Genomic DNA, 12,435 nt, shown 5'->3' on the forward strand with positions numbered 1-12,435 from the left:
GCCTACGACTTGGTAGTTGAACTCTTGAGGGTGCAGTCACGGCAGCGCCCGAAGATCGCGAAGTGCTTCATGTCCGTCTCGAAGCCGAAGGTCTCGCGCAGCTTCGCGGTGAACTCGGCGGCGACCGACACGTCGGCCTCGATGACGTTCGTGCAGTCGCGGCACACCAGGTGGATGTGATGGTGCCGGTCCGCGAGGTGGTAGGTCGGCGCGCCGTGTCCGAGGTGCGCGTGACTGACCAGCCCCAGCTCCTCGAGGAGTTCGAGGGTCCGGTACACCGTGGAAATGTTGACCCCCGACGCCGTCTTCCTCACTTCCACGAGGATGTCGTCGGGGGTCGCGTGTTCCAGGGTGTCCACGGCTTCGAGCACGAGTTGCCGCTGCGGGGTCAGCCGGTAGCCGCGCTGCCGCAGATCACTCTTCCAGTCGGTGCTCACCACACCAGAGAGTCTAGGACCACTCCGGGAGACGATGACTACTTGAAGAACGCGATGCCGTCGTCCGGCATGTCGTCCGGCAGGGCCTTCGCCCAGCGCTCGACGTCCTCCGGGGTGACGACCTTCTTCAGGTGCGCGGACATGTAGGGGCGCAGCTCGACCTCGGGGGTCTGCTTCTCGCCGACCCACATGAGGTCGCTCTTCACGTAGCCGTACAGGCGCTTGCCGCCGCTGTACGGGCCGGACGCGGCGGTGCGCGCCACGGCGTCCGTGACCAGGTCGATCTGCGGCTTCTTGTCGGCCAGCTCGCCGTACCAGATCTCGACGACGCCGTCGTCGCGGGTCATCACGACCTCGACCTTGCGGTCGGCGTCGACGCGCCAGAAACCGGACTCGCTCTCCAGCGGCCTGACCTTGTTCCCGTCAGCGTCGAGCACCCAGGTGTGCGAGTGGTACTCCAGGAAGTCGCGCCCGTCGTGCGTGAACGTGACCTCCTGCCCGAAGTTGCACTTCTCGGAGCCGGGGAAGTCGTGAACGCCCGCGCCGGCCCAGGTGCCGAGCAGGAAGGCGAGGGGGACCAGGTCCTTGTGGAGGTCCGACGGGATCTCGATCATGAGCAGCTCAGAAGTCTCGTAGCGTCAGTTCGGTGACTGCGGTCAGCGCTGGCCCTGGTACAGCTTCTTCACGGTCAGACCGGCGAAGGCGAGAACGCCGACGCAGACCAGGACCAGCAGGGTTTCGAAGAAGATCTCCACAGGGTGCTCCTCGGATGAGCGGATCGGCGGTACACAAGGCCGGGCCCCAGCTTACGCGGCTGGGGCCCGGCTCTCTCGGTCAGGTACGCCCTCGCGGGGCCGCCCGGCTCAGCCGAGCAGCTGACTCTGCAGGATCACCGTCTGCTGGAACGGGACCGCCTTCGCAACGCCCTTGTGGGACTGCACGACGAGGGCGATGGTGTCCCCCGCGGACAGGTACGCCTCCCTGACCTGCTCGGCGCCGTACGGCTTGCTCTCCGTGTACGCGAACCGGGTGATCTCGTCGACCGCGGCGCGCTCCGGGAACTTCTCGTCCCGCTCGGTGCCGGTGACACCGCGCACCGCGAACTGCGCCGAGTCGTAGTTCGCGAGCTGGGTGGAGGCCAGATCCTCCGCGACGGCCGCGGTGTCGAACTGCAGCAGGTAGATCCGCGTCCGCGTGCCGTCGGCGGCGGTCCAGCCGCGCGCGGCGATGTGCCGCAGACCGTAGTCGGTCAGCAGCTGGCCGACGGTGTCCCGGTCCGCCTTCTCGGCGTACTCGGCCAGGAACGCCTTCCACGTCAGCCAGCCGTCCTCGCCGCGCAGCGCCGTGTCGGTCTTCGCGCCCTTCGGCGCGGGCAGCACGAGCTTGCGCAGGTCGGCGTAGTGGCTGCCGCTCATGTTCGTCTCGGCGAACGGGCCCGGGCTGCCGGACGGCAGCGGCGGCTTGCTGATCGTCGGGTAGTCCCAGCGTCCGTCGGCCTGCGTCGCCAGACCCGGTACGTCGGTGCGCTCCATCCGCGTGATGCCGTACGCGGCGGCCGTGCCGACCGCCGCGAAGACCACGGTGGCGGCCGTCCAGCGCAGCACGGCGCGCAGGACCCTGCGGTCCTTCTTCACCTTCACCGCGCTCGCCTCGGGCACCAGGCCCTCGACGGTCACGGGCACCTGGCCGTCGGCCGTCGCGGGCAGCTGGCCCTGGACGGTGGCGGGCGGCGCCTGCGGCAGGTCGGGCACGGTCGGGGCCACCGGGGCCGGCGGCGCCTGGACCGCGGCCGGGGGCTGCGGCTCCGCGGGGGCGGGCGGCACGCTCTGGTGCGGAGCGGCCTCCGGCTCCGCGGGCGTCCCGGTCGGTGTCGTCTGCTCGGTCATACCGCCTCCCCCGGCTCCTCGATGCGGTCGAGCTGCTCGCGCAGGAGCTTCGCGACCCCCTTGGTGTTCAGTGGCTTCGCCGCGTACGCGGTGGCGCTGACCAGCACGTCGCCCTGGTACGCGGAGCAGACCATCATGTCGAGCTTCTCCTCCTTGTCCTTGGGCGGCAGGAAGCACTTGGCGTTCTTGTGGCCCTCGATCTTCGGCCCGTGCCGGAAGACGGAGAGGGCCTCCAGGAACTCGTTCTGGAACGTCGACATGTTCCGCACGGCCCGCTTGTCCTCGATCTGCGCCAGCTCGATGCTGACGGTGTAGGTGCCGTCGTCGTCGAGCGTGGAGCCGCCGTAGAGGTAGCTGCGCATCGCCATGCCCTTGGTGTGCTGCTTGTCGATCTCCTTCTCGATCCGCCGCCGCTGGGAGCGGGGCAGATCACGGACCGACTCCTTGCGCAGGGCGGCCGCCTCGCCGCCGCTGAGCGCGGCGTCCGAGCCGAACCCGGCGATGTCGGGGCCCCGGGTCCAGCCGTCGCCGTACGACACGAGCATGGAGGCGAGGGACGAGGAGCTCTTCGCCGCCTTGGCCTCCTCCTTCTGCCCCTTGGGGAACTTCCAGGTGGGCGCGCCCGCGTCGCGGTCGGCGTCCTGGACCGTCACGACGGTGTAGCCGACACCGCCGACCAGCGCGCCGACGAGGACGAGGGAGCCGACGACCGCGGCGACGCGGCCACGGCGTACGGGCTTCTTCGCGGGGGCGGGCTCCTGGGCGGGGTCCTGGGCCGGTGCCTGGACGACATCGGACAGGGGTGCCGGAGCGGGAGCAGGGGCGCCGTCCACGGGGGGCGTGGGCTGCTGCGCCGGGGTCGCGGGCTGCTGCGCGGGTTCCGGGGTCGTCGGTTGCTCGGTCACAGCCGCTCCATCTGCCGCTTGGCCAGGTCCATGATCTTGGACTTCGGGATCGGCTTGGTGTCGTAGATCCAGATCTCCATGGCGATGTCGCCGCGTGAGGCGGACGCCTGCGCCTTGTAGAGGGGCAGGTAGCCGGCCTTCCTCTCGACCTTGAAGAGGTAGACCATGCCGTCGCCCGCGCCCGGGATGGGCCAGCTGCTGGTGTCGTCCGTGTTCCACCAGGAGACGCGGTCGGAGGCACCGAGGCTCTCCTCCTGGCGGTACTGCACCAGCCGGATCTCGACGCTCTGGTTGCTGCCGACCAGCCAGCTGGTGCCGGCGGCCCGGCGGTACTCCGACTTGACGAGGTCGCCGAACTCCCGGCCCGAGTTCTCCAGCTGGTCGGCGTAGTCGGCCATGTTCAGCCAGCCGTCCTCGCCGGGCTCCCAATCGGGCACCTTCGTGCCCTTGGGCCGCTTGATCAGCAGCTTGCGCAGGTCGCCGTCGGTCTTCACCCGGCGGTCCTGGGCGGCGGACAGCGGCTCGGGGCCCTCGCCCTTGGCCTGCGCCATCACCGGCTGCGACAGCGACGGCAGCTTGGTGGGCTCGCGGTCGGCCTGCACCAGATAGCCGGCGCAGGTCCCGGCGACGAGGCCGAGCACGGCCGCGGTGGCGACGATCAGGGTCGTACGGCCGCGCCGGCGCGCGGGCCGCACCGTGGTGCCGTCCGGATCGGCCGGCACGGCGGACGGATCGGCCGGCACGGCGGACGGATCGGCCGGCACGGCGGACGGATCGGCCGGCACGGCGGACGGATCGGCCGGCACGGCGGACGACTCCGCCGGTACCGCGGCCGGTACGTCGGCCGCCCGGGCAGGCGCGGACGGGCCGGCCCCGCCCGGAGCGGCCGTGCCGGGATCGGCAACCGGCACAACTCCAGGTACGACCGGTCTTTCAGGTGTTTCGGGTCCTTCAGGTACTTCCATGACGTCCCCCCACAGAACGTGAAGCGCAGATTCCGTATCCGCGCGCACAGGAGACCCATGGCTCATGCATGGAGTTGTACGGGACTTGATTACGATTCGGACTACCATTCGGCCATGGCGAAAAAGCTCGTGATCAAGGTGACGGCGGGGGCCGATGCCCCGGAGCGCTGCTCACAGGCGTTCACCGTCGCGGCGGTGGCCGTGGCCAGTGGCGTCGAGGTCTCCCTGTGGCTGACCGGCGAGTCCTCGTGGTTCGCCCTGCCGGGCCGCGCGGCCGAGTTCGAGCTTCCGCACGCCGCACCGCTGCCCGACCTGATCGACTCGATCCTGGCGAGTGGCCGCATCACCCTGTGCACCCAGTGCGCCGCACGGCGGGAGATCACGGAGGACGACGTCCTCAAGGGCGTGCGCATCGCGGGCGCGCAGGTCTTCGTCCAGGAGGCGATGGCGGACGGGGCCCAGGCCCTCGTCTACTGACACCGCCGGGGGCGGCGGGAGCGCGGGCTCACTGGCGCGGCTTCTTGCCGTCCAGCTCGTCCCACCACTTGTCGGACTCGGGATCGCCGGAGGGGTCGTCCCACCAGCGGTCCTCGGGACCACGCCGGTTGGCCACCATCGCGGCCACCGGAGGAATCACCATCGCCACCACGCACATGCCCACGGCCACGGGAATCGACCAGAGGCGCACCACTCCCCAGGCCAGGACGAAGAGCCCGATGCACGTCCCCATCATGGCGAAGTACACGTGCCGCCTGCGTGCGTACATACCACCAGCGTAGGCCCGTGGACGCCGGGTGGCGCAGGGATGCGCGGGCCCCGGGCGAGCCGAAGGGCCGCACCCCGATCCGGTAAGCGTCCAACCCCCGGGGGTGCGGCCCTTCGGCCGTTCTGGCGGTGCCGTCAGACGGCGATCGCGACCTCGGCGAGGCCGCCCGTCTGGGCGACGACCGTGCGGTCGGCGCTGCCGCCCGGGACCAGGGCGCGCACGGTCCAGGTGCCCTCGGCCGCGTAGAAGCGGAACTGCCCGGTCGCCGAGGTCGGGACCTCGGCGGTGAACTCGCCGGTCGAGTCCAGCAGGCGGACGTAACCCGTCACCGGCTGGCCGTCGCGGGTCACCTGACCCTGGATCGTGGTCTCACCGGGCTTGATCGTCGAGGCGTCGGGGCCGCCGGCCTTCGCTCCACACATATTTCGATTCCGTCCTTCAGGCCTTGGGGGTTACTTGTTGGCGCCGAGCTCGATCGGAACGCCCACCAGGGAGCCGTACTCGGTCCAGGAGCCGTCGTAGTTCTTGACGTTCTCCACGCCGAGCAGCTCGTGCAGCACGAACCAGGTGAGCGCCGAGCGCTCACCGATGCGGCAGTAGGCGATCGTGTCCTTGGCCAGGTCGACCTGCTCGTCGGCGTAGAGCTCCTTGAGCTCGTCGTCCGACTTGAAGGTGCCGTCGTCGTTGGCGTTCTTCGACCACGGGATGTTGCGGGCGGTCGGGACGTGGCCCGGACGCTGGGACTGCTCCTGCGGCAGGTGGGCCGGGGCGAGCAGCTTGCCGCTGAACTCGTCGGGCGAACGCACGTCGACCAGGTTCTGCGAGCCGATCGCGGCGACGACGTCGTCACGGAAGGCGCGGATCGCGGTGTTCTGGGCCTTCGCCTTGTAGTCGGTGGCGGCGCGCTCGGGCACCTGCGAACCGTCGACGAGGTCGCGGGAGTCGAGCTCCCACTTCTTGCGGCCGCCGTCGAGGAGCTTCACGTTCTCGTGGCCGTAGAGCTTGAAGTACCAGTAGGCGTACGACGCGAACCAGTTGTTGTTGCCGCCGTAGAGGACGACGAGCGTGTCGTTGCCGATGCCCTTCGACGACAGGAGCTTCTCGAAGCCCTCCTGGTCGATGAAGTCACGGCGCACCGGGTCCTGGAGGTCCTTGGTCCAGTCGATCCGGATGGCGTTCTTGATGTGGTTCTTCTCGTACGCCGACGTGTCCTCGTCGACCTCGACGACGGCCACGTTCGGGTCGTCCAGGTGGTCCTGGACCCAGTCGGCGTCTACCAGGACGTCGCTGCGGCTCATGCTCTTTCTCCTCCGGGGCAGTTGCGGCGGGGCGGGGCTTTAGAGAGAAATGCGCGGTCATGCCGGTGAGGGCTGCGCGGCGCAGGGGTGGCCCCGACGAGAGAGGTCGAGGGCCCGGCTCGCGGAAGTCGGAACGCTTCCGCTCAGAAGGTGCGACAGAGCATGGCGGCGACGCGGCACAGGTCGACTGCCCGCCGCTTCGTGAGATCCGCCTGTCGCTTCATGCGTCCGATCGTAGGGACGGACAGGCGGGCATGTCACCGGTGTGTCGTATCCTGAGATGCGATCGTCCACATTGCGGGACGGATCAGCCGCCGAGGCCACGCCCGCACGGTTTCCGGGTTCCCGGATCCGTCATCCCATCTGCTGTACGGACCAGGCCGTCTCGCCCCTCGGACACCCGGCCGCCCGGAGACCCGCACAAGGCCCTCGGGCCGCTGTCGGCGCGCCGCCCGGCCCGCGCCGCCGCGCCCCGGCCGGCTGCTCGACCGACTCCCCGACCGGCTACCCGACCAGCTTGACGTCCGAACCCTTCACCGAGATGTCCACGCCGTCCTCGGCCGCCTCGACCTTGTCGAGCTCGATGCCGCCCGGCAGCTCGTCGATCTTCTGCTGGAAGTCGGTGATGGACCGGATACGGCCCTCGGCGAGTTCGACGCCCAGCTTGGGCAGGGAGTCGGCGTGCACCCGCACCGTGTCGCCGTGGACGCTGACGGAGCTGAGCACGGAGACCGGCTGGGGCAGCTTGGTGCCGAGGACCGTCGCCGAGACCGTGACCTTGACCTTGCCGTCGCCGCCGTCGGAGAGGCCGATGACCTGGGCGGTGACACCGGGGGCCACCTGCGCGGGCTCGGACTTCGCGGCCTTGAGCAGCTCGTCGTAGGAGATGGTGGCGGTCCCCGTGGCGCTGTCGGCGGTGGCGGAGCTGTAGTCGCCGCTGAACGCGACACCGTGCATCTCGGCGTTCAGGTCGTCGATCCGGATCTTGGCGGTGGCGGCGTTCGTGCCGCCCGTCGACGCCTCGTAGTCCTTGATGCCGATCTTCACGTCGTCGAGCTCGCCGCTGACCACCTGGGTGAGGAAGGGGAAGCCCTCGATGGACACGTCGGGCGTGCTGGACAGCCCCTCCGTGCTCTTGATCCGGTCGGCCGCCTCGTCCTCGGCGAATCCGACCGCGACCCGGTCCGCGATCACGAACAGGCCGCCCAGGACCACGACGACGATCAGGATTATTCGCAGCGCGCGCATGCTCGGTGTTCCCCCACCTCGGCCGGCTCGGTCGGTCTCGACGACCCGGGTGGCCGTCCAGCGCGAGCCTAACCCCGGCCGAGGACCGGCCGGGGGTGCACAGAAAGTTGTCGATCACCTGTGACAAGGCCGCCGGACGGGCCGGCGGGCCTCAGCCCAGCGCCCTGCCCAGCAGGTAGACCGCCGGGGCCGCCGCGGCCAGCGGAAGGGCGACACCCGCGGTGAAGTGGACGAACCGGGACGGGTAGTCGTAGCTGGCCACCCGGTGGCCGATCAGCGCGCAGACACCCGCGCCGAGGCCGAGGAGGGCCCCCTTCGCGCCCAGGTCCGTCGCACCGCCCAGCGCGACGCCGGCTCCCGCGGCGGCGAGCAGCGCCACCGCGACGGAGGCCACCGTCGGCAGCGGCAGCGCACGGGCCAGGATCGCCACGGCGACCGCGGCCGCGCCCACCGTGACGGCGTCCGGTTCGGCCGCGAGGTGTCCGGCCGCGACGATCGACAGCGCCGCCGAGGCGACGGTCGCCATCAACCCGTACATCCGGGTGTCCGGGTCGGCGTGGCTGCGCAGCTGCAGGACGAGGGTGAGGAGCACCCACACGCCGAGCGTGCCGAGGATCGCGGCGGGCGCGTTCTCCCGGCCGGCCACGAGCAGGGCGACGTCGGCGGTCACCGCGCCCAGGAAGGCGAGGGCGATGCCCTGCCGGGCCGGCCACATGCCGTTCAGCCGGAACCATCCCGCCGCGGTGACGGCCTGGAGAAGGACGAGGGGGACGAGCAGGGCGTACTCCCCGACCGACGCGGCACCGGCCATCAGGAGCCCGAGCGCCGCCGTCAGCCCCGCGGGCTGGATCCCGGGCTCGATGATCGGCGAGCGGCCCTCGGCGCGGGCCCGCTGGGCGTCGGTGATGCGCGCGTTGCCGGTGAGGGTCGGCGGACCGTACCCGGACGCCTCGTCCGCGGCGGTCGCCCCGGGCTGCCGCGGCTGCGCCTGGGCGTGCGTCGACCGGTCCTGCGCCTGCGGGTGCTGCGGCTGGACCGGCTGCTGCTGGTACTGGTGCTGCGCCTGCTGGACCGGCTGCTGCGGGTACTGAGCCTGCGGCTGCTGGTGCTGGACGGGCTGCTGCGCCTCGTGGCCCTGCTGCTGGTACTGGGCCTGGGTGTGGTCCCAGCCCTGAGCCGCACCGTGCGCGTTCTCCTGCGGAAGCGGCTGCGCCGTGACGCCCGGCCCGTACCCGTACCCGTACCCGTGCGGCTCCTGGTACCCCTGATCGTGCCCGTGGCCCTGGTCCTGGTCCTGGTCCTGGTACGCCTGCTGATACCCCTGCGGCGGCAGGTAGGTCGTGTCCGCGGCCGGCACCGGGGGCTGGGCCTGGGTCTCCCAGGTCTGCCCCTCCCACTGCTGGGTGTGCTGCTGCCAGTCGGGCTCGGGCGCGTTCTGCTGCTGGGGGTGGTGCGCGGACGGCTGCGACGGCTGCTGCCGGTACGGGTCGTACCCCTCGTGGGGATGCTCGTACCTGCCCTCGTGCGGCTGGTTGCTCATCGTCTCGCTCACCCTCCTGCGAACGGCGGGAGCACCTCGACCGTGCCGCCCTCGGCCAGCCGTACCGTCTCATGCTCGCGGGTACCCACGGGGTCACCGTCGATGAGGAACGAGCATCGCCGCAGGACGCGGACGAGTTCGCCGGGGTGTCGCTCGCGGGCCGCGTCGAGCGCCTCGGCGAGCGTGCCCGCGTCGTACGGCTCCTCGGCGACGCCTGCCGCGGACTTGGCGGCGGCCCAGTAACGCACCGTGCCCTTTGCCATCTCGTTCCTCAATCAGTGGCTGCGTGAGAATCAGTGGATCCTGTGAACACCGTCAGGCTAGCTGGCGTGCGTGACGGCCCAGTCGCCGATCCGGGCCAGCAGCCCGTCGTCACTGGCGTTCTCGGCATGGCCCATGCCGTGCTCCAGCCACAGCTCGGCGTGACCGCCGGAGGCGTCGGCGAGCATCCGCGGGTGGTCCAGCGGGAAGTAGCCGTCCCGGTCGCCGTGGACGATCAGCAGCGGGGTGGGCGCGATGAGGGGGACGGACTCGACGGGGGACGCGGGCACCGGGTCCCACTCGCGGTGGTGGATGCGGGTCCGCAGACCGTAGCGGCCGACGACGCGGCCGGCCGGGCGGGTTACCAGCCAGTGCAGGCGCCGCATAGGGGCGGTGCCGCGGTAGTACCAGCGGGCCGGTGCGCTCACCGAAACCACCGCGTCCGTCCGCGCATCCGTGCGCCCCTCGTGCTCCTGGTCCCCTTCTCCCGGTTCTCCGGGCCGCGCGGCCCGCTCCGCCGCGCCCGGTCCGTACAGCGCCGCGTGCCGCAGCACCACGGAGCCGCCCATGGAGAAGCCGACGGTCGCGATGCGTGTGTGTCCGAGCTCCCGTGCCCAGGCGACCGCGGCCGCCAGGTCGAGGACCTCGCGGTCGCCGACCGTGGAACGCCCGCCGGAACGGCCGTGACCACGGAAGGAGAAGGTGACGACCGCCGCGTTCCGCCCGAGGACGCCCGCCGCACGGCGCACGTGGGGGCGGTCCAGATCACCCGTGAAACCGTGCGCGACGACGATCGCGAGGTCACCCGAAGGCGTCGTTCCGGGGTCGTACGCGGCTTCGACGGACACTCCGTCCGTGGTGCGCAGAAACGCGCGCAGCGGGCCGCGCGGCGCCGTCTCAAGGGGTGGACGACGGGAAGATCGCGTCACTTGACCTGCCGGACCTGAGCTCATGTGGGCTATTCTGCTGGGCAGAGGACTCGGGCAGCGTAGCCCCCGGGTCCTTTTGTGCTTTCGGAAGCGTTGTATACGAAGCGGGAAACCGCAGGTGTACGGGCGTCGGACGCGCAGCGGATCCCAGGGCGCGGGAACCGCACGTACGAAGCAGTGCCGCAAACGTCCTCGCAGGGACCGAGGAGGAACCAGACGTTATGGGCGAGCGAACCGTGCACGAACGTATGACGACCCGGGCAGGAGGGGCGCGATGAGTTCTCTGCTGCTCCTGACCAATGCCCTTCAGCCGTCGACGGAGGTGCTTCCCGCTCTCGGCCTGCTCCTGCACAACGTGCGAGTGGCTCCGGCGGAAGGCCCCGCTCTCGTCGACACCCCCGGCGCCGACGTCATCCTCATCGACGGCCGCCGTGATCTGCCCCAGGTCCGCAGCCTGTGCCAGCTGCTGCGTTCCACGGGACCGGGCTGTCCGCTGATCCTCGTCGTCACGGAGGGCGGTCTCGCCGCCGTCACCGCCGACTGGGGCATCGACGACGTACTGCTCGACACCGCGGGGCCGGCCGAGGTGGAGGCGCGGCTGCGCCTGGCCATGGGCCGCCAGCAGATCGTCAACGACGACTCCCCCATGGAGATCCGCAACGGCGACCTCTCCGTGGACGAGGCGACCTACAGCGCCAAGCTCAAGGGCCGGGTCCTCGACCTGACGTTCAAGGAGTTCGAGCTCCTGAAGTACCTCGCGCAGCACCCGGGCCGCGTCTTCACCCGCGCCCAGCTGCTCCAGGAGGTCTGGGGCTACGACTACTTCGGCGGCACGAGGACGGTCGACGTCCACGTACGAAGGCTCCGCGCGAAGCTCGGACCCGAGCACGAGTCGCTGATCGGGACCGTCCGGAACGTCGGTTATCGATTCGTTACGCCCGAGAAGCTGGACCGCTCGGCGGACGAGGCGAAGGCCAAGGCGGCCCGGCCAAAGGCGGATGATGCGGACGAGACGGCTCGCGTGGACGCCGTGGACGCCACCGAGGTGACCGCGGAGGCGTAGAAGCCTCCGGTACGCCCTGCCCAGAGGCGGTCCATCCGCGTAGACTCCGCGCGTGGCCAAGGTGACTCGGGATGATGTGGCGCGACTGGCGGGGACTTCCACCGCGGTCGTCAGCTATGTCATCAACAACGGACCCCGGCCGGTCGCCCCGGCCACGCGCGAGCGCGTCCTCGCCGCGATCAAGGAGCTGGGATACCGGCCCGACCGGGTCGCCCAGGCCATGGCGTCGCGCCGCACCGAACTCATAGGCCTGATCATCCCGGACGCCCGTCAGCCGTTCTTCGGCGAGATGGCGCACGCGGTCGAACAGGCCGCCGCCGAGCGCGGGAAGATGGTGCTCGTCGGCAACACCGACTACATCGCCGAGCGCGAGGTCCACTATCTGCGGGCCTTCCTCGGCATGCGGGTCTCCGGACTGATCCTCGTCAGCCACGCGCTGAACGACCACGCGGCAGCCGAGATCGACGCCTGGGACGCCCGCGTGGTGCTGCTGCACGAACGCCCGGAGGCGATCGACGACGTCGCGGTCGTCACGGACGACCTGGGCGGCGCGCAGCTTGCGGTCCGCCACCTGCTGGAGCACGGGTACGAGTACGTCGCCTGTCTCGGCGGCACCGCCGAGACGCCCGCGGTCGGCGACCCCGTCTCCGACCACGTCGAGGGCTGGCGGCGCGCCATGCAGGAGGCCGGGATCCCCACCGAGGGCCGGCTCTTCGAGGCGCCGTACAACCGCTACGACGCGTACCAGGTCGCCCTGGAGCTGCTGGCGGGGCCCGACCGGCCGCCCGCCATCTTCTGCTCCACCGACGACCAGGCGATCGGTCTGCTGCGCGCGGCCCGCGAGCTGCGCATCGACGTGCCGGGCGAGCTGGCCGTGGCGGGCTTCGACGACGTCAAGGAAGCGGCCCTGACGGACCCGCCGCTGACAACGATCGCATCGGACCGCTCGGCCATGGCCCGCGCCGCCGTGGACCTCGTCCTCGACGACGGCCTGCGGGTGGCCGGTTCCCGCCGTGAGCGGCTGAAGCAGTTCCCGTCGCGCCTGGTGGTCCGCCGCTCCTGCGGCTGCGAATAGGTCTCACCCGGTCTCACGGCGGCGCGCGGCGGCCCGCACGGCTGCGCCGGCCCCGCGAAGAT

General features: G+C 71.0%; 16 protein-coding genes. 3 read left to right on the forward strand and 13 right to left on the reverse strand.

The features are described 5' to 3' along the window. Nucleotides 1–2 precede the first annotated feature (2 nt). The 5 genes from ACSYGO_RS22855 to ACSYGO_RS22875 form a co-directional block, all read right to left on the reverse strand. On the reverse strand, nt 3–440 hold the full coding sequence (locus ACSYGO_RS22855) for a Fur family transcriptional regulator (RefSeq protein WP_028804350.1): 438 nt from the start codon (nt 438–440) through the stop codon (nt 3–5). A gap of 35 nt (nt 441–475) precedes the next feature. Then, nucleotides 476–1,051 carry a heme-binding beta-barrel domain-containing protein gene (locus ACSYGO_RS22860; RefSeq protein ID WP_426679090.1) on the reverse strand — a complete coding sequence of 192 codons (576 nt, stop codon included), beginning with the start codon at nt 1,049–1,051 and terminating at the stop codon, nt 476–478. A gap of 249 nt (nt 1,052–1,300) precedes the next feature. Further along, nucleotides 1,301–2,323: a hypothetical protein gene (locus ACSYGO_RS22865; RefSeq protein WP_460387449.1), complete on the reverse strand. Its 1,023-nt coding sequence runs from the start codon at nt 2,321–2,323 to the stop codon at nt 1,301–1,303. Further along, the gene (locus ACSYGO_RS22870) at nt 2,320–3,228 is read right to left on the reverse strand and encodes a hypothetical protein (RefSeq protein WP_460387451.1); all 909 of its coding nucleotides are present in this window, start codon (nt 3,226–3,228) and stop codon (nt 2,320–2,322) included. Before ACSYGO_RS22870 ends, ACSYGO_RS22865 begins: the two co-directional genes overlap by 4 nt. Next, on the reverse strand, nt 3,225–4,034 hold the full coding sequence (locus ACSYGO_RS22875) for a hypothetical protein (RefSeq protein WP_460387453.1): 810 nt from the start codon (nt 4,032–4,034) through the stop codon (nt 3,225–3,227). The genes ACSYGO_RS22870 and ACSYGO_RS22875 overlap by 4 nt, the downstream gene beginning before the upstream one ends. 273 nt (nt 4,035–4,307) lie before the next feature. Here ACSYGO_RS22875 and ACSYGO_RS22880 point away from each other — a divergent pair, with 273 nt between their 5' ends. Beyond that, the gene (locus ACSYGO_RS22880; protein WP_432175741.1) at nt 4,308–4,670 is read left to right on the forward strand and encodes a DsrE family protein; all 363 of its coding nucleotides are present in this window, start codon (nt 4,308–4,310) and stop codon (nt 4,668–4,670) included. Between the two features lie 28 nt (nt 4,671–4,698). Here ACSYGO_RS22880 and ACSYGO_RS22885 read toward each other — a convergent pair whose 3' ends face one another. From ACSYGO_RS22885 to ACSYGO_RS22920, 8 genes are all read right to left on the reverse strand, one after another. Continuing rightward, entirely contained in the window at nt 4,699–4,959 is a 261-nt protein-coding gene (locus ACSYGO_RS22885) for a DUF3099 domain-containing protein (RefSeq protein WP_028804344.1), read from the reverse strand. Between the two features lie 134 nt (nt 4,960–5,093). Next, the gene (locus ACSYGO_RS22890) at nt 5,094–5,381 is read right to left on the reverse strand and encodes a DUF1416 domain-containing protein (RefSeq protein WP_028804343.1); all 288 of its coding nucleotides are present in this window, start codon (nt 5,379–5,381) and stop codon (nt 5,094–5,096) included. A gap of 30 nt (nt 5,382–5,411) precedes the next feature. Continuing rightward, on the reverse strand, nt 5,412–6,257 hold the full coding sequence (locus tag ACSYGO_RS22895) for a sulfurtransferase (RefSeq protein WP_095935208.1): 846 nt from the start codon (nt 6,255–6,257) through the stop codon (nt 5,412–5,414). Nucleotides 6,258–6,400: 143 nt separating this feature from the next. Then, nucleotides 6,401–6,481, reverse strand: coding sequence for a putative leader peptide (locus tag ACSYGO_RS22900; protein ID WP_350310325.1), 81 nt, complete (start codon nt 6,479–6,481; stop codon nt 6,401–6,403). A 280-nt stretch (nt 6,482–6,761) separates the two neighbouring features. Next, a complete protein-coding gene (locus ACSYGO_RS22905) occupies nt 6,762–7,505 on the reverse strand; it encodes an LmeA family phospholipid-binding protein (RefSeq protein ID WP_095935209.1) in 744 nt (247 codons plus the stop codon). Between the two features lie 151 nt (nt 7,506–7,656). Then, nucleotides 7,657–9,045, reverse strand: a complete 1,389-nt coding sequence (locus ACSYGO_RS22910; protein WP_460387457.1) for a hypothetical protein — start codon at nt 9,043–9,045, stop codon at nt 7,657–7,659. Nucleotides 9,046–9,053: 8 nt separating this feature from the next. Next, entirely contained in the window at nt 9,054–9,308 is a 255-nt protein-coding gene (locus tag ACSYGO_RS22915) for a MoaD/ThiS family protein (RefSeq protein ID WP_028804339.1), read from the reverse strand. 57 nt (nt 9,309–9,365) lie between these two features. Further along, nucleotides 9,366–10,259 carry an alpha/beta hydrolase gene (locus ACSYGO_RS22920; RefSeq protein WP_426679096.1) on the reverse strand — a complete coding sequence of 298 codons (894 nt, stop codon included), beginning with the start codon at nt 10,257–10,259 and terminating at the stop codon, nt 9,366–9,368. A gap of 250 nt (nt 10,260–10,509) precedes the next feature. Here ACSYGO_RS22920 and ACSYGO_RS22925 point away from each other — a divergent pair, with 250 nt between their 5' ends. Continuing rightward, nucleotides 10,510–11,298: a winged helix-turn-helix transcriptional regulator gene (locus ACSYGO_RS22925; RefSeq protein ID WP_426679097.1), complete on the forward strand. Its 789-nt coding sequence runs from the start codon at nt 10,510–10,512 to the stop codon at nt 11,296–11,298. A gap of 52 nt (nt 11,299–11,350) precedes the next feature. Further along, the gene (locus ACSYGO_RS22930; RefSeq protein WP_345646861.1) at nt 11,351–12,373 is read left to right on the forward strand and encodes a LacI family DNA-binding transcriptional regulator; all 1,023 of its coding nucleotides are present in this window, start codon (nt 11,351–11,353) and stop codon (nt 12,371–12,373) included. Nucleotides 12,374–12,435: the final 62 nt, after the last annotated feature.

The sequence above is a fragment of the Streptomyces krungchingensis genome (assembly GCF_054729265.1).